The sequence below is a fragment of the Nostoc sp. DSM 114167 genome, assembly GCF_052692655.1.
Window position 1 is genome coordinate 4,857,495 of sequence record NZ_CP195116.1, and the last position, 25,587, is coordinate 4,883,081.

The following is a 25,587-nucleotide window of genomic DNA, read 5'->3' on the forward strand; positions in this document are numbered from 1 at the left end:
AATAATTGAGGATAACCCAAGATGACAGCGAAACAAATATGCGTGATTGGGGCAGGCGTGAGCGGATTAGTCTCAGCCAAGACGTTTCTTGAAGAAGGTTACGAGGTTACATTGTTCGAGAAGCGGCAAAAACTTGGTGGTGTGTGGGAAAAATCGAGGATTTACCCAGAACTGTCGCTGCAAAATCCCAGAGACACCTATGCTTTCTCAGACTATCCTATGCCTGCCTCTTATCCAGAATGGCCCTCAGGAGAGCAAATATGCGCTTACCTTGAATCCTATGCCCAACACTTTGGTGTCACAGAAAAAATTCAATTCGGTGCAAACGTAACTAAAGTGGAGCGCAAATCAGGAAATACTCCTGGATGGATAGTTAGTGTTAGCTTTCAAGAAAATGGTAAGGAGATCGGAAAACAAAATTACGAGTTCGACTTTGTGATTGTGTGCAATGGTCTTTATGATATTCCCTATATTCCTAACTTGCCGGGAATGGAAGAGTTCATTGCCGCCGGAGGTAAGGTAATACATAGTAATAACTTTAATGACGGCTCTGTAATTGAGGGCAAGCGCGTGGTTGTTGTTGGTTTTGGCAAGTCAGCCACCGATTTAGCGAATCTCGCAGCTAGTAAGGCCAAGGAATGTACCCTTGTGTTCCGTCAAGCGCTGTGGAAAATTCCCAACTTCTTTCTCGGTCTGTTCAACATCAAGTATATTTTCCTGACTCGGTTTGCAGAAACTTGGATGCCCTATCATAAACTTCAAGGATGGGAAAAGTGGCTGCATAGTTTTGGCAAGCCACTGGTGTGGGCATTCTGGCGGCTAAATGAGACTATCATACGCTTACAGTTTCCCCTTGATGCTTGTGGGATGGTGCCCAAACAACCGATGAACAAATTGATTGGTTGTAGTATCGGCTTGATCGCTAAAGACTTTTTTGAACATGTACGCGCAGGCAAAATTCGTGCTGTGAAGACAAAAATCAACAAGTTTTTTGCTAGTGGTGTCGAATTGGATAACGGGGAGCAAATACAGGCAGATGTGGTTGTCTTTGGCACAGGGTTTCTTCAAGATATCCCCTTTTTAGAAGAGAAGTACCACAGACACGTATTTGATGAGGAAGGCACTTTCCATCTTTACCGCCATCTCATTCACCCTCATGTTCCCCAGATGGGTTTTGTGGGTTATAACTATACTTTCTGTGCCCAGTTATCAGCAGAAATTGGTGCTAGATGGTTATCAGAGTATGTCAAAGGAAATATATCTTTACCATCCCCGCAACAAATGTTAGAGGATGTAACAGCAGAGTTGGAATGGAGAAAGAAAGATAGGCCCTATGCTTTCGTTAGTGGAGCATGTGTGACTCCTTTTACATTCCATTACATTGATGAGTTGCTTCAGGATATGGGTCTTGGCACCCGCCGCAAACCAGGAAACCTGCTTGGAGAGTTGATGATGCCAGCAGATCCATCTGCCTACAAGAATCTTCGACAGGAATTACAAGCAAAACAACAGCCATCTCTTAATGATTCTGCGATCGCGGCAAGTGTAAAGGTAAAAAGCGTTCTTTGATATCTCCATAATACGGTTCGATGAAGTTCTAAACCGAACCGTATTATGGATAGTGCTGAGTATTGTAAATTTTTCAGTATTAACAGCTTGTCTTACTGTTGCATTGGAATCTCAATCACAAACTCAGTTCCCTTTCCTGGAGTTGATTCACAGCTTAACTGACCTTTATGTTTGTCCACTACCACTTGATAACTAATTGACAACCCCAACCCCGTACCACTTCCTACTGCCTTAGTGGTAAAAAATGGATCGAATATTTTTTGCTGTACCTGTGCAGTCATCCCATAACCGTTATCAGCAATCCGAATCTTCAATGTATTTACTTCTCCTAGTTCAGTACGAATACGAATCTGAGGATTTTTCCTTGGAGAATCTTCTCCATTGTTGTAGTCCTCTAAAGCATCGATCGCATTACTTAAAATATTCATAAACACTTGGTTGAGTTGACCAGCATAGCAAATAACATTCGGCAGTTGTGCGTATTCTTTAAATACCTCAATTTCCGCGCGATTATTATTTTCTTTGAGTCGGTGCTGCAAAATCATTAGGGTACTGTCGATGCCTTCATGGATATTGACAGGTTTCATTTCCGATTCATCTAGACGAGAGAAGTTACGTAAGCTCAGAATAATATTTCGGATACGGGAACTTCCCAACTTCATCGAATCGAGAACCCTTGGCAGGTCTTCTGTCATAAATTCTAGATCCATTTCCTCGATTTTATGCTTTACTATTGCTGAGGGATGGGGATATTGTTGCTGATAAATATTAATCAAATCTAGGAATTGTTGAACATAATCACTTGCGTGAGTGATATTACCATGAATAAAATTGATAGGGTTATTAATTTCATGGGCAATTCCCGCCACCATTTGCCCTAACGAAGACATTTTTTCACTTTGAATTAATTTACTTTGGGTACTTTGTAATTCTTCTAGAGCTTCTTGCAAATGCTGATTTTTTTCGTTTAGTTCTGCTGTTCTTACTAGCACCTTTTTCTCTAGTATATGGCTGTATTCCTCCAACTGCTCATTCGCTTTAGCCAAATTATTGTAGAGAATGGCATTTTCTAAAGAGATTGCAGCTTGGATAGTTAAAAGCTTGAGAACTTCTAGGCGATCGCGTGTAAATGCTGCTGTAGTTAAATTATTTTCTAGATAGATTAGCCCCAGCAATTTCCCTTGATTAAGCATTGGAATACATAATATGCTTTTTGGTTGCTCGCGGTTAATATAACTATCTATCGCAAAAGAAGCTCGATCTGTAATGTCATCAATTACTAATATTTCTTGGGTTCGTTTGACATAATTAATCAGAGAAATAGGAACAATATCGCTAGACTCGAAAGGAATAGATAAAAACTCTGTGTGAGTATCTCTAAAAGTTGAAGCAGAACTAATTGCAGCAATAGTTAAGTCTAAATTATTAGCTTCACTCAATATCAGCACACATTTAGAAGCTCCTGCATTCTCCATCACAACTTCCATTAAAGTAGAAAGAAGTGCCTCCAATTCAATTTCTCCAGATACAGCTTGAGAAGCTTTAATGACAGTTCCCAAATCTAACATATCTGAAATACTAGTGTTGGAGCCAATGACAGTTTCATTCGTCACCAAAGTAGATTTATTGCTAAGTGTAGATAGGTGTAGACTCAGTTCAGGTAAATTATTTTCACTGTAAGAATAGCTAAGTTCTTCTTGCTGAATCGTGGGGAGAAGTAATTGAGGATAGCGTTTTTGCAAATCATAAACTTTGGCTAACGCTCCCCAACGAACATAGCAATAATAGGCATCAGTGAGGTATAATTGAGCAATTTTTTGTTTACCCCATTTGAGATAAAATATTCCTGTTAATTCACAAGCCAGAGCTTCATCGTTAATGTATTCATTTTCTTTGCTAAGGGAAATAGCTTTCTCGTAATTATCTATCGCTTCAAGATATTGACCAAGAACTCGATGCCGTTCCGCCTCTACTAAATGAAATTTATGTAAGTAATTCATTGGAGCATGATGTGCCCAATGTGCTATTTTTGCCTGATTTTCTCTAACTTTTTTGATAATTATTTCTTGTTGATCTTCATCAACATCAGGATACAAAGCAAGCTGTACTAATGAATCATAAAAATAGAATTGAGCACTGATTATCATTCCTAGACCAGCAGATAAATACTGTTCTGCCTTCAGAGAATTTTCAAGTGCTTGGGAATAATCTGTAAATAGGTAACATAGTTGCAGTTTACAAATAAACAAGCAAATAATTGCAACTCCATCATTAGCCGCCATATGAATCGGTAACATTGTTTGCTCATTATATGCGTCACCAATTAAACAACAAGAATTTTCTGAAGAACCTAACAAATTCAATACCATCTGGCGATATATTTCATTCCAATGAAAAACCCGCTCTTGTTTTATTTGTTTGATAGCATTGCTATGCGTTGCCATTTCCTGCTCAAGAGGAACTAATTCCTTACCAATAAAATATGCATAATAGGAGTATGTATAAAGACAATAAGCCCCAAATTCTAAATCTCCTGTTTCTAAATTGTTAGAGTAAACTTCTATCAAAGGTTTTAAAGTATTTCTAACATGTTCTTTCCAGGGTTTGATCAGTTGATTATATGTTTGAATTACCTTCAACATAACTTCTTGAGTTTGGAATTTGCTCAACATACTTTCAGCCAGTTTGCCAAATCGATAGCCAGACTCAATATCTCCCACTACACTGCACAATATAATCCCATAAGCAACATACACGAATGCAGATAAAGATGCATTGCCATATTTAATCGATAAGTTGATCTGATTCAGAACTATTAATGGAAACAATGTGGGAACAACTGTGTAGGTAAAAGCAGTTATATTAGATAATATACGTATCACTACTAATGACCGAGAGTCCGTCATTTGGGGTAAATTAATTAAATCTTCAATACTCCTGCCGCTTAGATGTGATGCTGTTTCTGCTAATGCTATTTCAATATCAGACTGCTGAGGATTACAGGGAAAGTCTACTCCTAATAATTTTAAAAATCCTAGTGCAAGATTAACAGCTTCTAGTGCTTGACCCTGTGCGCCATAAGCTTGAATTTTTACTTCATAGACTTTCACTTTTTCTAAGAGTGTTTTAGCTCTTACTAATACCACCTCTGCCAATTTCTCCATCTGCTCAAAGTCGCCAGCCAAGTATGCTGCTTCTGTTGCTATTTCATACAAAGCTAGAGTTAGGTCATATTTTATCTCCCAACTATTATCTGCTAGTAGCTCAATTCCAGTAGTTAAATACTTAAGTGCCGATGAATAAGCTGTTGATACTAAAGCTTTACGTCCAGCGATTAGATTCATTTCAGCTAACTCATTACGTTTAGCTTGATGGATGATAAATTCAGCTGCAATATTCAAATGATTGACAAGCTCAAAAATATTTTCTTCCCGTTCGGCAATTGGGGTATTTTTCAAGAGAAGCAGCCCAATTTTTAAGTGCATTTGCTTGATTTGGTCTTCGGGTATTAGAGAATAAGCTGCTTGCTGAACTCTATCATGTACGAATTTATATCTGGGAAGTTGAGAATTAGTTGCTGAGAAATTTTCTGATTCTCTACTTGAAAAGCTTAATAGTTGTCTATCATTTTCTGGTGCCAAATTATAACTATCTTTTTGAAGTATAATCAGTCCTTCAAGTAATGCTTGCCATAATTCTGATGCTGTATCTATTACAGATTTTTCATTAACAAGTGATAATGTTTTTAAGTCAAACTCATTACCAATACAAGCAGATATTTTTAATACATTTTGTACATTCTGGGGCAACTTTCCTATTTGTATGCCCATAAACTCTACTACATCATCTGTAAAAGATAAGGTTTTAATTTTGGTAATATCATACTTCCAATAGCCAGCATCAAAATTTAATTCAATTAGTCCATCATCATATAATAATTTGAGAAATTGAGATGTAAAGAATGGATTGCCTTTAGTTTTGAAAAACACCATTTGAGTCAGAGGTACAGCAATGACTTCTGGACAACGTAGCGTATCGGCAATCAGATGGTTTAAATCAAGTTGACTTAAAGGTAAGAGTTTAAATGTATTAATTACTCCTCCAACTTTGGCAATTTCTTGCAGTGTCAAATTTAAAGGGTGTAGATTTGAAACTTCATTATCTCTATAGGCACCAATTAGTAGCAAGCTACCTTGACTTTCAGATGTTTTCTCTGTATCTTTAGCAAGGTGAGAAGAAGTTCCATCCATTAATAGTTGAATAAATTTCAAAGAAGCCGTATCTGCCCATTGCAAATCATCTAGAAAAATGACTAGAGGATGATCTTTCGTAGTGAAGACCTGGATAAATCTCTGAAACAATAAATTGAAGCGATTTTGAGCGGCGCTACCAGTAAGTTCAGCAGATGGGGGTTGTTTGCCAATAATTATTTCCAGTTCAGGAATTACATTAATTATTACCTGAGATTGCGTACTCAATGCCGATAAAATTTTGGTTTTCCACTGTTGAATTTGGGCGTCTGTTTCGGAGAGTATTTGACTAATTAAATCTCGCAAGGCTTGCACCAATCCTGACAACGGAATGTCACGTTGGAATTGGTCAAACTTACCTTTGATGAAGTAACTACGCTGTCTAGCAATGGGTTTGTGGACTTCATTAACCACAGCAGTTTTACCAATCCCTGAGTAACCAGAGACTAAAATCATTTCCGTGCTTCCCTTTGTCACTCGGTCAAAAGTAGTAAGGAGAATTTCAATCTCTCTTTGACGACCATAAAGTTTTTCAGGAATAGCAAAATGATTTGAGATATCCCGACTTCCTAATTCAAAGGCTGTAATATTTTGTTTCTCTTGCCATTGGTTTTGACATTTCTCTAAGTCATGCTTAAATCCATGAGCGCTCTGATATCGGTCTTCGGCATTTTTTGCCATCAGCTTGCTGATAATATCAGATAAAATTGTGGGAATATTAGAGTTAATATGACTAGCTTTTGGCGGCTCTTTGGCAATGTGAGAGTAGACTAACTCCATCGGTTCAGTAGTACTAAATGGTAACTGCCCTGTCAGGAGTTCAAAGAAGGTGATACCCAAGGAATAAAAGTCGGTACGGTAGTCTATACCTCGATTCATGCGTCCTGTTTGTTCAGGGGAAATATAAGCTAGAGTACCTTCTAGGACATTGGGATTTGTGAGAAATTGAATTTCTTTTGGTAATAGAGTTGCAATACTAAAATCGATGATTCTAGTCTTACCCGTTATCGGATGAATCAAAATGTTAGCGGGTTTGATATCTTTGTGAATTATGCGATGGCGATGTAATTGTTCTAAAGTTGCACTAATTTCAATAGCAATATCGAAAAACTCACTCAATGAAACAGAATGATTTCCTTTTTTCTGCTCTTCTTGTTGCCAAAGATTCAGGGCAATACCACCAAAGTCTTCCATTACTATCACATACCTATTGTGATATTTTTCTAGATTTATTGGTTTGACTATGCCTGGAATTTGAAGATTTTGGGTAATAGTGTACTGATTATGAAACTGATTAATTTCAGCAAAACTAGGATCTTCATTACGCATCAATTTTAAAATAACTGATTGCCGATCTTTTTCATTGATAGCTCGATAAACTAAGGTTTTTTTCCCTGAATATAATTGCTTAATAATGCGATAGCCAAGTATAGAAAATAATTTATCTGATTCTACTAACATTGCATTTAGCTATGATAATTTTCTTTCTCTGGTTTAGTATACCCAGAGCATAGTAGCTACTATCAGTGAGTCATGTAATTTTGTAATGTGCTAAAAATTAGAATTATTAATCACCAATTGGCAGCAGATTGTAGGTAACTGAGCTATAAGAAGATCAGTGTATTAACGGGTAATGAGTGGCTATTTATGTTTAGTTTCTTCAAAAAGCGAAAATTGAAAAATGCTGCGATCGCACATAAATATTAGACATTTTAACCGCAGACAGATATTCATTTTGCTGTATCTAAAGGTAGAGGATATACTCAAAATTGTTCATAGTTTTGACAGCAAGATACATTTGACAGAGTATAATGTGTATAAAACAATTAAAATTTACGTAAGTTATCACCAAATTACAAAAGCGATCGCACTCATAACTTTATTCAATTTTTAAGACTTCACTACTACCCATTGCGTCACAGCCGCCATTGCTCGCCAACCTAAAAATTTACCAATAGGTTCCGCTCGCTGAATGGCAATACGAGTTAAATTGCCACCGACTTGTTCATACCATTGAAATAAAGTTTGCTCGCCCTCTACTGTGACAACATTGGCCACTAAACGTCCACCCGGCCGCAGTGCTTCCCAGCAAACATCAAAAAGTCCGATTGCTGTCACCCCACCACCAATAAAAATAGCGTCTGGTGCTGGCAAATCTTTCAGGGTATGGGGCGCTTTACCTTCAATGATTTGCAGATTTGGAGTACCGAGAGTAGCAGCGTTGTCAGCAATATACAGTAGTCTAGAGGAATTTTGTTCGATCGCGATCGCTCGACATCGCGTATTACTCCGCATCCATTCAATTGAAATTGAGCCGCAACCCGCGCCCACATCCCACAATAACTCTCCTGGTGTGGGTGCTAAAGCTGCTAGGGTGATTGCCCTAACTTCACGCTTCGTTAACTGTCCATCGTGGCGGTAGGCGTTATCTGGTAATCCTGGTAATCTTGGCAATGGGATAACCCCAGTATCAGCAATACAATCAACTGCGATCGCATTCAAAGCCGCAACTTCGATTTCACTCCAGGATGCAGCCGTACCTTCCACAATTCTTTCATGAGCGCCGCCCATACGCTCCAATACGGTGATTTTACTGCCACCATAGCCGCGATTTGTCAAAATTTGAGCAACGACCGCTGCGGTGTCTTTACCCTCACTCAAAATCAACAGTCGCGCTCCCGGATAAATGTAGGACTGGAGTATGGAGGATGGACGACCATTCAAACTCAAGGTTTCTACCTCAGTCAAAGACCATCCCACCCTGGCACAGGCGAGGCTGAAGGCTGAAGGTGCGGGGATAATCGTCATTTCAGAGACGGGAATTCGCCGCGTTAAGGTGACACCAATGCCGTAACACATCGGATCGCCGCTTGCGAGTACGCAGATTGACTGACCCCGGCGCTGAATGATTTCCTCTACTGAAGCACTAATGGGAGATGTCCAGACTAGTTTCTCACGTCGATCGTCTGTAGGAAGCATTGCTAAATGGCGATCGCCTCCCACAATTACTTTCGCTCGATCGAGTAAAGAAAGAGCGATCGCGCTTAACCCCTGTAATCCATCTTCCCCAATGCCAACAATAGAAAGCCATTTCTGTATCATGCTAATTCATGATTAATTACTTCATAACGTTGTTGGCAGGAACTTTTAACTGATAATTCCGAGATTGTTGTAGATTTCGATGAGATTGCCATCGGGATCGCGCAAATGAGCTGTGCGGATTCCCCAGCTTGGGCGATCTCGTGGTTGAGTCACAACGAGCGCATTTTGAGCCTTTACTTGCTCATAGACCTCATCCACGTTATCCACTGCCAAAATCAAGACTATTTTATCTCGATTGACAACGTATGAAGGCTGTTCAATTCTTGGGACTACTTCAGCCATTAATTCTTGTTTGAGTAAACCCAGCTTGAGATATCCGGTATTAAACTCAGCATATCCGGTATTTTCATCGCCCCAATCGACATCAAATTTCAGCAGATCCCGGTAGAACAGAAAAGAATCTTTGTAGTTGGAGACAAGCAGTCTCAGGTGTGTTAGCTGAAGCTTCATATCTGTTGGGTTAGTCTACTAACTGTGAATTCTAGGTTCTGGGTGCAAAGTCGCCAGCAACTCGCTTTCGACAATTGCTAATTCATCAAGCCGCTGCATAACAATTTCTTTGTCGAAATAAGTAGCAGCTAAAACCCAATATATACCGTAGTGACGCGCTTCGGATGCCATTAGCCCACGATAAAATTTTGCTAACTCTGGCTCTGGACAGTGAGCAGCTAATAGTCCCAGGCGTTCGTGAGAGCGAGCTTCAATTAAACCAGTGACTAGTAAGGAATCCAGAAATCGCTCAGGTTCTTTGGGGCGTACTTGAGCTTTTAAAAGAGCGCCGTAAGGAGGGGGTGGTAGAGGAGCTAGGGGAATATTCCGGCGTTCTAACCATTGGTTGACTAGCTCAAAATGTTCTAGTTCTTCGCGGGCGATCGCAGTTAACTCCCGTACCATTTTAGTATTGGAAGGGTAGCGAAACATCATGTTTAAGGCCACCCCTGCTGCTTTGCGTTCGCAGTGGGAGTGGTCGAGTAAGATGATATCTAAATTAGCGATCGCTTGTTCTAACCAAGCAGAACTAGTGGGCTGTTTCAGGGCGTTGATAGTCGATAACTGAGTAAGCACAGAGTCAATCAATTTTGGATTTTGGATTTTGGATTTTGGATTTTGGATTTTGGATTTTTCAATAGTTTAAACTATTAGTCCACCAAAGAAACTTTGCGGGATTTATCGTCAGAAAATCAAGTCTTTTCTCCCTACCTTGCCTACTCCCGCTTCGGCTACGCTCAGTGACCACCTGCCCCCTGCCCCAATACTGCACGCTTTGTGCATTCTTAACTCGGAATTGGGTTTGGGGAAAAGGTTAAAGGGTAAAGGTTAAAGGTTTTTTCTTTCCCCTTTCCCCTTTCCCCTTTTCCCCTTAACCGACAAGTATTGCCCCCTGCCCCCTGCCCCCTGCCCCCTGCCCCCTGCCCCCTACTCCCCTACCTCCCTCATTCCTGCCGCTGCCGTTTCTCCATTTCTTGAGTAGAAATCATACTGTTGACTTTCTCTACATCTACCATCATCAAAACTGCTCCTTGCATTTCAATTCCAAGCAGGGGAGTAATTGCTAGGTAACATTTTATTTGTCTACCCCGACGATTGGTAGCATTGAGGATCATTTCTTGAAACTGCTTTTTCCCGGATAGGGATTCACGAATAGGCGATCGCAACTGCTCGACGGGTAGCCCAATATCTAAGCTGAAGATAGACTTGCCGATCACTTCATCAGTCCGCAAGCCCCATAAATCTTCGACCATGTAATTCCAAATAGAGATATTAAAGCTGCCGTCAATTACCACTACTCCCGTTTGCAGACTTCTGAGAATAGAAATGAGACTAATATTTGTGTGATTAAGTTCTGTGGTGCGCTGGCTCAGTTCGCTATTAATTGTCTGTAATTCTTCATTAGTAGATTGGAGTTCTTCATTCATCGTCTCCAATTCTTCATTGGTAGATTGGAGTTCTTCGTTAGTAGTTTCTAACTCTTCATTGGTAGATTGTAATTCTTCGTTGGTAGTTTCTAACTCTTCATTGGTAGATTGTAATTCTTCGTTGGTAGTTTCTAATTCTTGTTGGGAACGTTTCAAGGCATCTTGGAGTTTAATATAACGGGTGACATCATGAAAAGAAATACTGACTCCTAAAAAGCTGCCATCTGTATCTTGTAAAGGTGTAATTTGTACATCTAGATATTGAATTTCTGTGTTAGACACATAGCGCTCTACATTTGTTATGCTCACAGGGCGGCGTTCGGTATAAGCCCGTTCAATTAGCGATCGCAATTCAACAGGTCGATAGGAAAGTTCTAGATCCTGGAAGGGACGAGTTAAATCTTTGGGGAAAAGACCGAACAAAATCCGCGCTTGCTCGTTCATCATTACCAGAGTGCCATTGGTATCAATGACTATTTGGGCGATTGGAGTTGTGTCAAAACCCATTTCTCGCAATCGGAGATTTCGAGCCAAACGGTTGCTAGATTCGTCATCTGCAGGATTTGCCATAACTAAGAGGCGATCGCGTAAATTCACCATCGATACTTTAGTAAATATTCGATTTTTTAAGTCCAGCGGCATAAACAAATTAGAATGCATCAATAGCATCTCTGCTTTTCCTAAAAACAGATAGCCATTATCATTTAGTGCAAAATGAAACCGGGCTAGAATTCGCCCTTGAGTCTCAGAATTAAAATACATTAATGTATTGCGGCTGACTAATAAATCTAAACGCGAAATGGGTGCATCCTGAAGCAAATCGTGACGACCAAAAATCACTGAGCGGCGCAAGTCTTGGCGGAAAACATAGCGGTTCCCCACAAGTTCAAAGTATTTCTGCCGCAGTTCATCTGGTATAGATTGGACATCTTTTACTGAATACACAGCTTGCCTAGCCTGGTTGAGAGCATCTTCATCTACATCTGTGGCGTAGATTTTCACTCGTTGACGAAATTCCTCTGCTCCCAATATTTGGGCCATCAACATTGCCAGGGTATAAGCTTCTTCTCCAGAAGCACAGCCAGCGCTCCAGATACGGATTTGATCGGCAGCTTGTTTATTGTTAATCAGATTAGGCAGTATTTGCTCTGCTATCTCTTCCCAAGCTGATGAATCTCGAAAAAAAGCGGTCACGTTAATTAAAATCGTATTGAAAAGATGATTAAATTCTTCTGGATAAACTTCTAGATAGTCTTGATACTCTTCAAAACTTTCTATGGCTAATGACTGCATCCGCTTGAGTACTCGACGTATCAAAGTCGAGCGCTTATAGCCTGTAAAATCAAATCCCCGGCTTTGTCTGAGATAAACCAATAAATTTTCAAATTTAGGATCTTTTTCTGCGGAAGTCATAGTTTAAGGGGGCAGGGGGCAGGAATAAAGGAGTGGAGTTCATTATGCTTCCACGAGTATCAAAGCCTCATTAACGGAGTTCAAAGCCTCATTAATGGAGTTGTGAGCTTCATTAATGGAGTTCAAAGCCTCATTAACGGAGTTGTGAGCTTCATTAATGGAGTTCAAAGCCTCATTAAACTATGTTGACACTAAGTTGGTTGCACTTTAATACATATCTCCTCTACTCCCCTGTCCCTATGCCTCTCAGTTTAGTTAAATTTTGCCATGACTAAACTTACCAAGGTGGTAGAAATTTCATCAAGAGGTAGAATAAAATCTACATTGCCAGTGTTAATTGCGGCGGAGGGCATCCCTGCAAATTCGGCGGTTTTTACGTCTTGGACAATGACAGTACCACCCATTTTTTTAATTGCTTCTATTCCGATTGCGCCATCGCTACCTGTTCCACTTAGCACAAGGGCCATCGCTCTGTCTTTGTAAGTGGCTGCAACCGATTCAAATAATAAGTCAGCCGAAGGACGTAAAAAATGTACTAATTCAGATTGTGATAAAGAAAGTGTACCGTCACCATTAACCAACAAGTGACGATCGGGTGGAGCAACGTAAGCCGTTCCTGGGGTCAGGGAATCTCCTTCTTGTGCCTGTTTGACAGTAATATTTGTGCGCCGACTGAGAATTTCTGCCATAAACGACGGATGTTCCGGAGCCAAGTGTTGCACAATGGCGATCGCGGCAGGAAATTCTGCTTTTAGAGTCGATAGCACTTGAATTATAGCAGTCAGTCCGCCTGCCGAGGCTGCGATCGCCACTATATCAAAAACAGCATTAGTAAAGTGAGGTGGATGATTTTTGGCATTTTCTGCCATTTCAATCATGATTTTGCCCCTATGACTATCTGCATAACTTCTTTAGTTACAAATAGTATTACATTAATTAAGTTGCAATTTTTTCTTATTTACATATATCATACAATATATTTTAACTACTTCAGTATTTTTTGCCTTTACCGATCAAATTCACAGGTTAATCTTCCTGCTCTAAAATAGATTTCGCTTTCAAAAGTTGCTGCTTATGTTCCTCACTAACTGTTGGGTATTGCAGATTTAGTTCTTCTAATTTTGTGCAGATAATATTGGCAACGATCAGCCGTGTAAACCATTTGCGATCGGCAGGAATGATATACCACGGTGCCCATTTAGTACTAGTATTATTAAAAACTTCTTCATAAGCATTCATATAATCATCCCAAAAAGCTCGTTCTCGGACATCATTATCTGAAAACTTCCAATTTTTATCAGGAGAGTCAATCCGTTCTAAAAAGCGTTTTTTCTGCTCTGACTTAGAGACATTTAGAAAAAACTTCAAAATGATTACGCCATTATCAACCAAATATTTTTCAAAGTTATTGATTTCTTCAAAACGCTGTTTCCATATCTTATTTCCATTAGGAATGTGAGGAAGTTGTTGTTTCTGAAGCATTTCTGGATGGACGCGAACCACTAGCGCTTCTTCATAGTATGAACGGTTGAATATGCCAATTCTTCCTCTTTCTGGCAGAGCTTTCATTGAGCGCCACAAGTAGTCATGGTCTAATTCTTCCGCACTGGGGCCCTTAAAACTAAACACCTGAAATCCCTGTGGATTAACACCAGAAGTTACGTGTTTAATAGTGCTGTCTTTGCCAGCAGCATCCATTGCTTGAAAAATAATCAACAGAGCATAGGTGTTTTGAGCATAGAGAATATTTTGGTAATTAGCTAGTCGTTCAATATCTACTTTTAATTTGGTTGCAGCATCACTTTTTTGATGGAAATCAGTTTTATAAGCTGGGTCATAGTTTTTTTTCAAAGAAATCTTTGAACCAGGTGGAACAATGAAAGCATCATGATTCATCTATCAAATCTCCTAACAGCTATTTAATACAAAAGCACATTTTGAAGCGTTGATTCCTGAAAGTTAAGTAAAGCAACGTAAATAATTAAAAGTTTGTAGTGAGGACTTTAGCCTCTCTGCAAACTAATCTCAAGATTTATTACATTACTTAATCTACTTCGATTTATTCTCATCTACTTACTTCCGTCGCTTTGGCATCGGACGCATTGCTTCACGTCCCAAGATAAACATCCCTGTGATACCTAAACAGACAAACCAAATATATTGATACCAATATTGCCGAATCTGTACAACTGTACTAGTTTTTGGATGCAATGTATTTAAGTATAGCAGCAGCATCAATATCATCAGTGCCCCAAAACCAACAAGGCTCAAGCCAATAAAAATTCGTGCAGAACGCAGTTCAAAATCACTAATAGTATTTAGGTCAATTTCTGCCAGTTCCTTAAAGGAGTCATCCGCTAAAGATGAGGCTGCTTGAAATCTATTACTCAGTTTTGATGGCAAAATTGGCGACAGTTTTGCTACAGTTGGGCGACGAAGTAAAGCCTCAGTATCTCGCAGCAATTCTAGTGGTTTACGGGTAGTAGTTGGTTGAGCAAACTCTATGTTTTCTGTAGGAGTTGAGGCATTAGCTTTGCTTTCAAAATCCATAGTATACTTCGGAAAAACCAGGATATACATAGCCTAGCGAATCAAAAGACAAATGCGTGAAAATAATTTGTAATTTGTAATTAATTGATTTTTGGGAAAATACTAATCATTCTACATTACTGATAAATTCTGACTCCTGACTCACCTCGGCTCATTTCGGCTACGCGGTAATTGAATCTCGACTTCGCTCGATTACCGCGTAGTCGAAATTCAATGACCAACGCTCGGCGACCATCTGAGTGCTGAATTCTTACTGAAAAACTATTCGTCCATTTCTTTTAATGTAGCTAATGCCGATGGAGATAAACGACTGAGATAGCGGAATATCCAGTATTTAAAAATAGTATTTAAAATCACAGGAAATGTAGCAATAAAGAAAAAGATTACATTTCTAGTGGGTGGTAGACCTAAATGTTCTGCCAATCCTGCAAGCAGGACTTCCCAACCGTCTGGTGAGTGAAATCCGACAAATATATCAGTAAACAGAATAATTAAAAAAGCTTTGGCACTATCGCTCAGACCAGAGACAATGGTATCCATAAAAGACTTAAGGATCGCAATTTCTCTTTTGCTCATGGCGATAACTATACCAAAAGAAAATAGTGATATTAAATCAGCAAAAACATTACTAAGACTACTATTGCTTTTTCTCCTAAATTCTTCCGAGATTTCAATTGCTTTACTTTTAATTTTTCCTTGTGTTAACTCTGAAGAAAGTGCTGGTGCTTGATTAATAAAATATTCAAATCTCAATGCTTCTTGAAAACTATGGAATTCATGGAGAGCTTCTTTTTCCATATCAGAATTGATGAATATTGTAGTTGCATTATCTCCTCTAACCCTTTCTAGGATTGGACTTACAATATATTCTTTAGATAAATATTGAGTTAAAAGCGGTACAAGAATGAGAACTATCAAAAATCGCAGAGCAATTATTGTTCTACCTTTAGAAAGGCGATAATTCCTGACAAATTCTTCTTCTGTCTGCGGTGCAAAATCTGCTTGAATTTTATTAATCCTTCTGCCGATAGAACTCTTAGGCAATTTAGGTTTTGGAATTGGAGGGTTAATTTGAGGATCGTTTACATTAGCTGAATTTAGCTGTTTTTTGATTTCGTTATCATTAATGTTTAAAGGCTGATAAGTGGGCACTAAGGAAGTCTTATTAATTACTTCATCTTTGATAGCATACTTCTCTACTACTTCATCAATAATCTTCAACTTTTCTAATAAAACAGAGTTAGAAATATTGATAATTCCCCGACTAAGCTGAAATTCTGCAAGCCTGATCTTAATAATAGTTAGGTTCTTATTAAGATACACTTGCCAATAAGACATTACATTTTCAGTATAATTTACTGATTGTAAAGATATTTTTTTGTTATCAAAATGTTCGTTCTCAATGTTTTTAATTCTCTGAGCTGCTTGATAAGCTTCTAAAAGTGCCCTTTCTGGCGTATCTGAAAACCAACGCTTAAGCGATCGCAAATATTTTTGGAATGTTCTGGTAAGTGAGTTTTTCATTACATATATGACTTTTAGATAATGTGTATTATAGTTATATAATCATAAAAAATGGGTAATACAGCTAAATAGTTAGTCCAATCCAGATTCAGGTAATACTCCCTGATGCAATAGACCTCTTGCAAAAATATATTTTTGCACTCTCAGGGTAAAGGGAAAAAGGTAAAGGGAAAGGATTTTGAGTTTTTTTATCCTTTTCCCCTTCACCTTTACCCCGACAAATGCCAAGAAGTCTAATGTCTAGGAAGGGCTACGTCTACGCTAGCAATTTTATATTACCTGTAAACTCAGATGGATCGGCATAGATTGGCAGTTTATCCATTACACTGTCATTATTGACACTACATGTCAGTATTTCTGGTCTATACAAAAGCCCTGATTGTAACATTTCACAATCAAAGCAAATTTTCCATTATGCAGAGTTTATCACTGTTAAAAGGAATAGGAAGTAAAGATGTTGTTTTCTCATCTCCCTTATCCCTCTATTCACTACTCCCCACTCCCAAGTTTTAAATTATGAGTTTGAGTCTATGCATGATTGTGAAAAACGAAGCAGCAACACTGCCTAAATGCCTAAGCAGTGTGAGAAAAGTAGTGGATGAAATGATAGTCTTGGATACAGGCTCAATCGATCGCACTCCCAATATTGCCCAACAACTCGGTGCAAAAGTCCATCATTTTAAATGGTGTAATGACTTCAGTGCTGCCCGCAATGCAGCTCTCAAATATGTCACTGGTGATTGGATTTTGGTATTAGATGCTGATGAAACTCTGACTTCAGCAATTGTACCGCAGTTACAAGAGGCGATCGCAAGAGATGAATATTTGCTCCTCAACCTCGTCCGCCAAGAAGTTGGTGCAGAACAATCTCCCTATTCTCTGGTTTCCAGGCTATTCCGCAATCATCCAGATATTCGTTTTGACCGTCCTTACCATGCCTTGGTAGATGATAGTGTGTCAGAAATTTTAACCAGAGAACCCCACTGGCAAATAGGTTATTTACCTGGGGTTGCCCTTGTACACACAGGATATCAAAAAAGTGCGATCGCTCAAAATAACAAATATGCCAAAGCCGCTACAGCGATGGAAGGGTTTCTGGCAACTCATCCCAACGATCCCTATGTTTGCAGTAAATTAGGAGCGTTGTATGTGCAAACTGGGAAAATTTCTCAAGGTATGGATTTGCTCAGACATGGAATCACCGTTGCTGAAGACAACTACGATATTTTATATGAACTCCATTATCATTTAGGCATTGCCTACAGTCGCTTGCAAAAATCCCCACAAGCTATTTATCACTATCAAGCTGCCATCAAATTGCCAATTTATCCTATGCTCAAACTAGGAGCATACAACAACTTGGGTAACTTACTCAAAGCAGCAGGAGATTTCAACGGTGCGAAAACTGCTTATATCACAGCTTTGAAAATCGATCCCACTTTTGTTTTTGGACATTATAATTTGGCGATGACATTTAAGGCTTTGGGTTTATTTGCAGATGCGATCGTATATTATCAACATGCAATTACCTTAAATCCCAACTATGCCGAAGCATATCAAAATTTGGGGGTAGTGTTGCTGAAAGTTGGCAATCATCAAGATAGTTTAGCAGCTTTTAGAAAAGCGATCGCCCTTCACGAAAGATATAATCCCGAAGAAGCGAAGAGACTACGCCAGGGATTGCAAGAGATGCAGTTGATATAGGGCATTGGGCATTGGGCATTGGGTATGGAGGAGAATAACAAATAACAAATAACAAATGACAAATGACAAATAACAAATGACAAATTCAGAGGTTTCGATGAGCCAAAGCATTGATGAACGGATACGCTGGACAAGTGCAGACTTAGAGTTATTGCCAGATAACGGTAATCGCTACGAAATTATCGATGGGGAATTATTTGTGACTAGGGCACCGCATTGGGGACATCAAAAAGCTATTGGTAATATTTATGCAGAATTAAGAACTTGGTCACTCTCAACAGGTCTTGGTGAAGCTGTCCCAACACCAGGAATTATTTTTAGTGATGCAGATAACGTTATTCCCGATGTGGTTTGGGTAAGTAAAGAACGCCTCGCCATTTTACTTGACCAAGAAGGACATTTAACGGGAGCGCCAGAACTGGTTGTAGAAGTACTTTCCCCTGGAGTCCAAAACGAGCGACGCGACCGCGAAGTCAAGCTAAAATTATATGCTTCTAGAGGAGTTCAAGAATATTGGATTTTAAACTGGCAATTACAACAAGTTGAAGTGTATCGCCGAGAAAAAGCAGTTCTGAAATTAGTAGCAACATTATTCCCAACAGATGACCTCTCTTCACCTCTGTTACCAAATTTTGTTTGCACTGTAGCGCGGTTGTTTGTGTGAATATGCGGAACTTCAAAAACTTGAAGCTGGAAACACAAAACATCAAACTGAAGTATAGTTCAATACAGTTAAGTTAACTGTATTGACTTATAGTCTCAAGACTTGCCTCCCCTAGTTCTCCCCGATTGTTACCTAATCTAAAAATACCAACACAAAAGTTAAAATCAAAACTTTTGGCAGTATCAAACTTTTCATTATTTTATGAATAAAGAGATAAAGTTATTTCGTTTATTTTGTTCATATTCGGTGATGTTGGCAGCATAATTGCCTTCACGGGCATAATTCTTTAAAGAATATGACAACGTAGATGCAATAAGTATCTGAGGAAGTAATACCTATGCTTGAAACCCATCTTATCCACACCGAAGCTGATTATCGTGCTGCACTTGATGAAATTGAAAGATTGTTTGATGCAGAACTAAATACACCAGAGTTTGACCGCTTGGAAGTTTTAACTACGCTTGTGAAAGCATACGAGCAAAGGTATTATCCAATCGAAGCACGAGATCCTATTGAAGCCATCTTATATTATCTTGAATCCCGTGAGTTGTTTTTAGATGAGATAGAGCCAATGAAACCAGCCATGTTTTACTAAAAACCCCTGGAACTTGAGCTTCAGAACGCGAAACTTGAACTTCAGAACACGAAACTTGAGGTTTAAAAATGAACTCCACCAGTTCTGAGTCGAAAAGGTGGAGTTAAAAAGTTGAAGAGTAGAGAAATGCTCCTCACAAATGACAAATACTTCTCTACGAGAGGCTGCGCCAACGACTACGCTCAGTACAAGTGACAAGTGACAAATGACAACCGACTAAATACGCGACTTGACAAATTTCTCTAATCTATCCATTCCCTTTTCAATCGTCGCCATATCTGTGGCGTAGGAAAGGCGAATATTGTCATCAGCGCCAAAAGCAATTCCGGGAATGACAGCAACTTGATATTCTTCCAGTAAAGCGTCACAAAATTCTAGGGATTTTAGACCGGTTTTGCTGATATCAGGGAACAGATAAAAAGCGCCATCTGGTTTTGCAGTACTCAATCCGGGAATGGCGTTGAGTCCGTCTAGCATTACCTGTCGTCGTTTGGCGAAGGCTTGGCGCATTTCTTCGACACAATCTTGAGAACTTTGCAGCGCTGCGATCGCACCATATTGGGCAAAGGTACACACGTTAGATGTACTATGTCCTTGGATGGAACTCGCTGCTTTAATGATTTCCACAGGCCCCGCTAAATAACCAAGTCTCCAACCAGTCATAGAATAAGCCTTCGCAAACCCATTACTAATCAAAGTCCGGTCAAAAATTGCCTTCCCCAGAGAACCGATGCTGATATGTTCTGCACCGTCGTAGAGAATCTTTTCGTAAATCTCATCTGAGACAACAAAGATATCTGCATCAACTACTACCTGCGCCAATGCTTTGATTTCATCTGGCGTGTAAACCATCCCCGTCGGATTAGATGGAGAGTTGAGGATAAATAACTTCGTCTTCGGCGTGATGGTTTTACGGAGTTGTTCGGGAGTAATTTTATAACCCGTCGTTGCATCTGTAGTCACAATCACCGGGACTCCACCTACCAAAGTCACCATTTCGGGATAACTTAGCCAGTAAGGTGCAGGGATAATTACTTCATCACCTGGATCGATCAATGCCACCATTAAGTTGTACAGAGAATGCTTACCGCCATTGGTGACGATGACATTCTCAGACTTGTAATCAAGACCGTTATCAATTTTAAGCTTATGGGCGATCGCTTCCCTTAACTTTGGTTCTCCGGCTGCTGCACCATATTTGGTTTTGCCTTCATCCAAAGCTTTGACTGCTGCGGCTTTAATATGCGCTGGGGTATCGAAATCTGGTTCTCCAGCGCTAAAACTACAAACATCTATTCCTTCCGCCTTCAGTGCCTTAGCCTTGGCTGCGATCGCTAAGGTTAATGAAGGTGTTACCTGACTTACTCTTGCTGCCAGCTTCATTCTTACTATTTTTGGCAAATCTTTCACTTATCTAAGGATATCCCAGAATCCCTACCAAGATTTGCTTTTTCTGAATTCGTTGAAAATCGGGGAGATGAGGGAGCAGGGGAGCAGGGGAGCAGGGAGCAGGGGAGCAGGGAGCAGGGAGCAGGGGAGAATAATTAATAACTAATGCCCAATGCCCAATGCCCAATAACTCCGCAAAGCAGTTTGATTATTGACTCTTAACCATGTATTATGTATAACTTTATTTTTAGGTAAACTAGTTGTTTTTATGCAGATTAAGAAACTTTTAATTGCATCTTCTCTGTTAATTACTGGTCTTTTTATACCTAATGCTGCTATTGCTCAAAATCGCGGTACTCCGGGTAAATTTGATTTTTATGTACTGACACTCTCTTGGTCGCCAGATTATTGTGCGGCAAATGGTAGCCGTGACAAGCAGCAGTGTGGTTCTGGAAGGAAACTTGGTTTTGTACTACATGGTTTGTGGCCGCAGTATCAAACTGGTTATCCTGCTAATTGTTCTACGCAAAAATTACCGTCGGAAGTAAAGCGGCAATTTCCCAATTTGTATCCTAGTAATAAACTTTACGATCATGAATGGGAAAAACATGGTACTTGTTCGGGGAAAACTCCTGCGGAATACTTGGGATTGAGTAAAAAATTAAAAGATGCGATCGCTATTCCCGCAGCTTACAATCGCCCGGCCAAACCCGTGCGTACCACAATTACAAATTTTAAAAATTCATTTTTGAGTGCAAATAATCAAATTACTGCTGATGGTATAGCACCTTTTTGTTCTGGTTCGGGAAGATTTTTGCAAGAAGTCTTCTTTTGTTATTCCAAAAACGGCGAACCTGGTATTTGTAGCGCCGAAATTTTGAAGCGATCGCAAAAAAGTTGTGGTCAGCCAGATTTTCTACTGAGAAACGTTAGATAAAAATCGGGAATGGGGCATTAGTCATTTGTCATTGGGGACTTGTACTGAGCAAAGCCGTAAAGCCTGTGGCATAGCTACGCTTAGGGCGTAGGCTCTCCAAGAGTTGTATTGGGCATGGGGCATGAAAGAAGCAGAGGGGCAGAGGGGAAAAACTTACTGTAACTTCTCCTCTGCTCCCCTGCTCCCTTGCTCCCCATAACTATGATTTGAAGTTCCTTAATTTCTTTTTTACTGTTTCTTATTTATTCCTTAACCTATTTATTCTAATCTTCTAATTGTAATTAGAACCTATTCTTATTTTGAAATAACAGATGCAATCAGAAAATCTGTTTAGCACAAAGTTGTATTTCTAATTATAACTTTTTGTGTAGCTCACTGAATTGCAATAACTCCAAGTTTTTTCCCAGTTTTAATAGTTTTTTGCAACACAAATTATTTTAGTCAGGGTGCATTCTTGTCTTTTACTAGGAGTGCTAAATGGAATATTTATTTCTGGCTTTGGCGCTGAGTCTTGCACTCGGCTTCGAGTTTGTCAATGGTTTTCATGATACTGCAAATGCAGTTGCCACGGTCATTTATACTAACACCCTAAAGCCAAATATTGCCGTTGTTTGGTCAGGCTGTTGGAACCTAATTGGTGTGCTGACATCAAGCGGAGCTGTTGCTTTTGGCATTATTGCCCTGCTTCCTGTTGAGTTGGTACTCAATGTTGGCTCAAGTGCAGGCTTCGCAATGGTCTTTGCACTTTTGATTTCAGCGATCATGTGGAACTTGGGAACCTGGTACTTGGGCTTACCTGCATCCAGTTCACACACATTGATTGGCTCGATCATAGGTGTTGGTTTAGCAAATTCAATGTTGTCTTCGGGTCATATTTTTGGTGAGGGCGTGAATTGGGCAAAGGCACAGGAAGTTTTTACATCTTTACTGATTTCGCCAATTATTGGATTCACCTGCGCCGCACTGCTGTTAATACTAGCGAAGATACTGATTAAACGACCAGAGTTATACCGTGCGCCGGATCATGGTAAAGCACCGCCGCCTTGGATACGTGCTTTGTTAATCTTGACATGTACTGGTGTGAGCTTCGCCCACGGTTCAAATGATGGTCAAAAAGGTATGGGTTTGATCATGCTCATCTTGGTAGGCATTCTACCAGGTATGTTTGCACTGAATATAGATACCAATGCAGGAGCGATCGCTCAGTTGGCCGCTACGTCCAACTCTGTGATTTCAGTGCTGCAACAACCACTACCTGGAACATTCTTAAACAACCAAAACGTCTCAGATGAGCTTTCCGACTACCTCAAACCAAGTAACGAAGCCACCGAAAAAACATTACCAGCTCTTGCTGCTAAGAGTCGTACAATCAAAGATAAGCTTGCTGATAAGACTAGTTTCAAGCAGCTTTCAAAGGATGAGCTTGGCTCATTACGAACTGATATGTATCTAGTAGCTGGAACAATTGCAAAGTTGGACAAACAGAAAAAATTAACTAATACCAAACAAGAAGAGGTGCTTACCAGTTATAAAACGCAGTTGGATAAAGTAACCAAATTCATTCCCAATTGGGTAAAATTTGCCGTTGCCATTGCACTGGGTCTTGGCACAATGATTGGTTGGAAGCGGATTGTAGTAACAGTAGGTGAAAAGATTGGCAAAGACCACCTTACTTACGCTCAAGGAGCTTCCGCCGAGTTAGTAGCTATGACAACCATTGGTGCTGCGGATTATTTCGGTCTACCAGTCAGCACCACTCACGTACTATCATCTGGTGTAGCGGGTACAATGGCGGCGAACCATTCGGGTTTGCAAATGGATACTCTAAGAAATCTGCTCCTAGCCTGGGTGCTGACACTGCCGGTTTGTGTACTGCTTGGTTCTGCTACATACGCAGGTGGCTTGTATATAGTCTTGAATATTCTAGGCTTGAAGTAGGACAATGGGGCATTGAAAAGTAAAAAGTAAAAAGGCAAAAGATTCTTTTCTTTTTACTTTTGCCTTTTACCTTTTGACTTCTTAAGCTATCGTCACATCTGGCGACAAGTAAACATCTTGAATGTTGTGAAACAGTTTTACACCTTCCTCAAAAGGACGTTGGAAGGTTTTTCGCCCAGAAATTAATCCTGAACCACCAGCGCGTTTGTTGATTACGGCGGTGCGTATTGCTTCGGCGAAATCATTTTTACCAGTCGCGCCACCAGAATTAATCAACCCGACACGCCCAGAGTAGCAGTTTAGTACTTGGTAACGAGTTAAATCAATTGGGTGATCGGTTGTCAACTCTGTGTAAACCCGCTCATCGGTTTTGCCGTAACTCTTACCACTGGCTTTGGCAATTGCACCGTAACCATTGTTATTTTCGGGTAACTTTTGTTTGATAATATCAGCTTCAATCGTTACGCCCAAATGATTCGCTTGTCCGGTAAGATCAGCCGCAAGGTGGTAATCTTTATCTTGTTTAAAGGCGTTATTCCGCAGATAACACCAGAGAATTGTTGCCAAACCGAGTTCGTGGGCGCGTTTAAAAGCTTTGCTGATTTCTTGAATTTGTCTGGTAGAATGCTCCGAACCAAAGTAAATTGTCGCACCTATCGCCGCCGCCCCTAAATTCCAAGCTTGTTCGACATCCGCAAACAATACCTGGTCAAATTGATTGGGGAAAGTCAGCAATTCGTTGTGATTGATTTTGGCAATAAAGGGAATTTTGTGGGCATACTTGCGCGAAACTATACCTAATGTCCCCAAAGTAGTAGCAACAGCATTGCAATCTGCGGCGATCGCTAACTTGACAATATTTTCTGGGTCAAAGTAAATTGGATTGGGCGCAAAAGACGCGCCAGCTGAGTGTTCAATCCCTTGGTCTACTGGTAAAATCGAGAGATAGCCTGTATTTGCCAGACGACCAGTAGAGTAAAGTAAGTGGAGATTACGCAATACTTGAGGATTGCGATCGCTGTTGAGCCAGATGCGATCTACAAAGTCTGGGCCCGGCAAATGTATTAAATCACGAGAAACTTTTGCTTTGTAAGTAAGCAGGTCTTCAGCCTCTTTACCTAGCAATGACTCAATAGAATTAGGCTCTTTGAGCGTTGTAGTCATAGTATTATCCTCAAAAACTGAGCAAATGACCTTGTTTTTAAGATAGCATTTCTAATATTGCTAACTTGGTTGTACGGTCATTAGTTATGTGTATTCTTTTTGAATATATAGCAATCTTCTTTTATAAATGAAAACCAAAAGGCTGAGATTTCCCACTTGTTTCAATAAGCCGAGAATCTTGTGATGAATGATTAAGTAAGGCTATACTACCGGAAGTATTAAATCAACTTTCGGAATTGATATTTTCAACAGTGACCAACATCAAACAGTACAATCATACTATCTGGCGATCGTAACTGAAAAGTGAAAACCCATCTTTACCGGATTTTGATAATAATTTTGAACAAAATAAATACAATCGTATGAATAAGTTTCAAATCGATATCGACTTTAGCAATATAGATTTAGCTTCCCTTGAGACAGAAGAAGATTTTCAAAGAGAAGCAAAAATGTTACTCCCAAAGGCACTGGTCAAACTAGGTGAAAGTGTGGGTGAAAAAACTTGGGAAGAATTACAGCAAAAGTTGCAAGGAACTGGAGGTAAACTCAAATCTTCTCCCAGCGAGAAACGTAGGTTTATTCAAGAAACTGGAAGAACTTATCAACGAAATGCTAGTAACAGAGAAAAACAAGAACTAGAAGATTATATAGTAGAGCAATTACGCCAGCACAAGTAGTATTTGTCAGAAGTTAACTTATCAGACATAATTCAAATAAACCAGCGACGAATAAACTCCACTTGGAAGCGATAGCCGTCGTCAACTTCCTCAATTAACTTCCGTTGCAACAGCAAGTTGAAAATAATATCAGCATCAGGGAACTGTTGCAATAGAGTTTGGCGCCTGACTATAGCCCCTTCCCCTTGAGCGGCG

The 25,587-nt window shown here is 39.8% G+C and carries 18 protein-coding genes; 7 read left to right on the forward strand and 11 right to left on the reverse strand.

Annotated features, from left to right (window positions below; all coding sequences use genetic code 11):
• The first annotated feature begins 21 nt into the window (after window positions 1–21).
• A complete protein-coding gene (locus NSTC731_RS20665) occupies window positions 22–1,569 on the forward strand; it encodes a flavin-containing monooxygenase (RefSeq protein WP_445626573.1) in 1,548 nt (515 codons plus the stop codon).
• 92 nt (window positions 1,570–1,661) lie between these two features.
• Here NSTC731_RS20665 and NSTC731_RS20670 read toward each other — a convergent pair whose 3' ends face one another.
• From NSTC731_RS20670 to NSTC731_RS20710, 9 genes are all read right to left on the reverse strand, one after another.
• Complete coding sequence (locus tag NSTC731_RS20670) at window positions 1,662–7,280, reverse strand: ATP-binding sensor histidine kinase (RefSeq protein ID WP_445626574.1); 5,619 nt, start codon at window positions 7,278–7,280, stop codon at window positions 1,662–1,664.
• 429 nt (window positions 7,281–7,709) lie between these two features.
• The gene (gene cbiE, locus NSTC731_RS20675; protein ID WP_445626575.1) at window positions 7,710–8,921 is read right to left on the reverse strand and encodes a precorrin-6y C5,15-methyltransferase (decarboxylating) subunit CbiE; all 1,212 of its coding nucleotides are present in this window, start codon (window positions 8,919–8,921) and stop codon (window positions 7,710–7,712) included.
• A 45-nt stretch (window positions 8,922–8,966) separates the two neighbouring features.
• A complete protein-coding gene (locus NSTC731_RS20680; RefSeq protein WP_445626576.1) occupies window positions 8,967–9,371 on the reverse strand; it encodes a VOC family protein in 405 nt (134 codons plus the stop codon).
• An 18-nt stretch (window positions 9,372–9,389) separates the two neighbouring features.
• Window positions 9,390–9,986: a tRNA-(ms[2]io[6]A)-hydroxylase gene (locus NSTC731_RS20685; protein ID WP_445626577.1), complete on the reverse strand. Its 597-nt coding sequence runs from the start codon at window positions 9,984–9,986 to the stop codon at window positions 9,390–9,392.
• Between the two features lie 368 nt (window positions 9,987–10,354).
• The gene (locus NSTC731_RS20690) at window positions 10,355–12,250 is read right to left on the reverse strand and encodes a CheR family methyltransferase (protein ID WP_445626578.1); all 1,896 of its coding nucleotides are present in this window, start codon (window positions 12,248–12,250) and stop codon (window positions 10,355–10,357) included.
• 251 nt (window positions 12,251–12,501) lie between these two features.
• Window positions 12,502–13,128: a chemotaxis protein CheB gene (locus tag NSTC731_RS20695; protein WP_445626579.1), complete on the reverse strand. Its 627-nt coding sequence runs from the start codon at window positions 13,126–13,128 to the stop codon at window positions 12,502–12,504.
• Window positions 13,129–13,276: 148 nt separating this feature from the next.
• On the reverse strand, window positions 13,277–14,146 hold the full coding sequence (locus tag NSTC731_RS20700; RefSeq protein WP_445626580.1) for a polyphosphate kinase 2 family protein: 870 nt from the start codon (window positions 14,144–14,146) through the stop codon (window positions 13,277–13,279).
• Window positions 14,147–14,323: 177 nt separating this feature from the next.
• Window positions 14,324–14,800: a hypothetical protein gene (locus NSTC731_RS20705; RefSeq protein WP_445626581.1), complete on the reverse strand. Its 477-nt coding sequence runs from the start codon at window positions 14,798–14,800 to the stop codon at window positions 14,324–14,326.
• Window positions 14,801–15,061: 261 nt separating this feature from the next.
• Window positions 15,062–16,324, reverse strand: coding sequence for a proton extrusion protein PcxA (locus NSTC731_RS20710; RefSeq protein WP_445626582.1), 1,263 nt, complete (start codon window positions 16,322–16,324; stop codon window positions 15,062–15,064).
• A gap of 534 nt (window positions 16,325–16,858) precedes the next feature.
• Between NSTC731_RS20710 and NSTC731_RS20715 the strand changes: the two genes are divergently transcribed.
• The 3 genes from NSTC731_RS20715 to NSTC731_RS20725 all read left to right on the forward strand — a co-directional run bounded on the left by NSTC731_RS20715 (window position 16,859) and on the right by NSTC731_RS20725 (window position 19,287).
• Entirely contained in the window at window positions 16,859–18,028 is a 1,170-nt protein-coding gene (locus NSTC731_RS20715) for a tetratricopeptide repeat protein (protein WP_445626583.1), read from the forward strand.
• A gap of 97 nt (window positions 18,029–18,125) precedes the next feature.
• Entirely contained in the window at window positions 18,126–18,692 is a 567-nt protein-coding gene (locus NSTC731_RS20720; protein ID WP_445632136.1) for a Uma2 family endonuclease, read from the forward strand.
• A gap of 337 nt (window positions 18,693–19,029) precedes the next feature.
• Window positions 19,030–19,287 carry a helix-turn-helix domain-containing protein gene (locus NSTC731_RS20725; protein WP_445626584.1) on the forward strand — a complete coding sequence of 86 codons (258 nt, stop codon included), beginning with the start codon at window positions 19,030–19,032 and terminating at the stop codon, window positions 19,285–19,287.
• Window positions 19,288–19,503: 216 nt separating this feature from the next.
• On the opposite strand, the gene NSTC731_RS20730 is transcribed toward NSTC731_RS20725, so the two are convergent.
• Window positions 19,504–20,670: a pyridoxal phosphate-dependent aminotransferase gene (locus NSTC731_RS20730; RefSeq protein ID WP_445626585.1), complete on the reverse strand. Its 1,167-nt coding sequence runs from the start codon at window positions 20,668–20,670 to the stop codon at window positions 19,504–19,506.
• A 274-nt stretch (window positions 20,671–20,944) separates the two neighbouring features.
• Between NSTC731_RS20730 and NSTC731_RS20735 the strand changes: the two genes are divergently transcribed.
• Entirely contained in the window at window positions 20,945–21,613 is a 669-nt protein-coding gene (locus NSTC731_RS20735; RefSeq protein ID WP_445626586.1) for a ribonuclease T2 family protein, read from the forward strand.
• Window positions 21,614–22,090: 477 nt separating this feature from the next.
• Window positions 22,091–23,551 (forward strand): inorganic phosphate transporter, encoded by a 1,461-nt coding sequence (locus NSTC731_RS20740; protein WP_445626587.1) that lies wholly within the window; start codon window positions 22,091–22,093, stop codon window positions 23,549–23,551.
• Between the two features lie 81 nt (window positions 23,552–23,632).
• Here NSTC731_RS20740 and NSTC731_RS20745 read toward each other — a convergent pair whose 3' ends face one another.
• Window positions 23,633–24,715 carry a class I fructose-bisphosphate aldolase gene (locus NSTC731_RS20745; RefSeq protein WP_445626588.1) on the reverse strand — a complete coding sequence of 361 codons (1,083 nt, stop codon included), beginning with the start codon at window positions 24,713–24,715 and terminating at the stop codon, window positions 23,633–23,635.
• 362 nt (window positions 24,716–25,077) lie between these two features.
• Between NSTC731_RS20745 and NSTC731_RS20750 the strand changes: the two genes are divergently transcribed.
• Window positions 25,078–25,392, forward strand: coding sequence for a hypothetical protein (locus NSTC731_RS20750; protein WP_445626589.1), 315 nt, complete (start codon window positions 25,078–25,080; stop codon window positions 25,390–25,392).
• Window positions 25,393–25,587 lie beyond the last annotated feature (195 nt).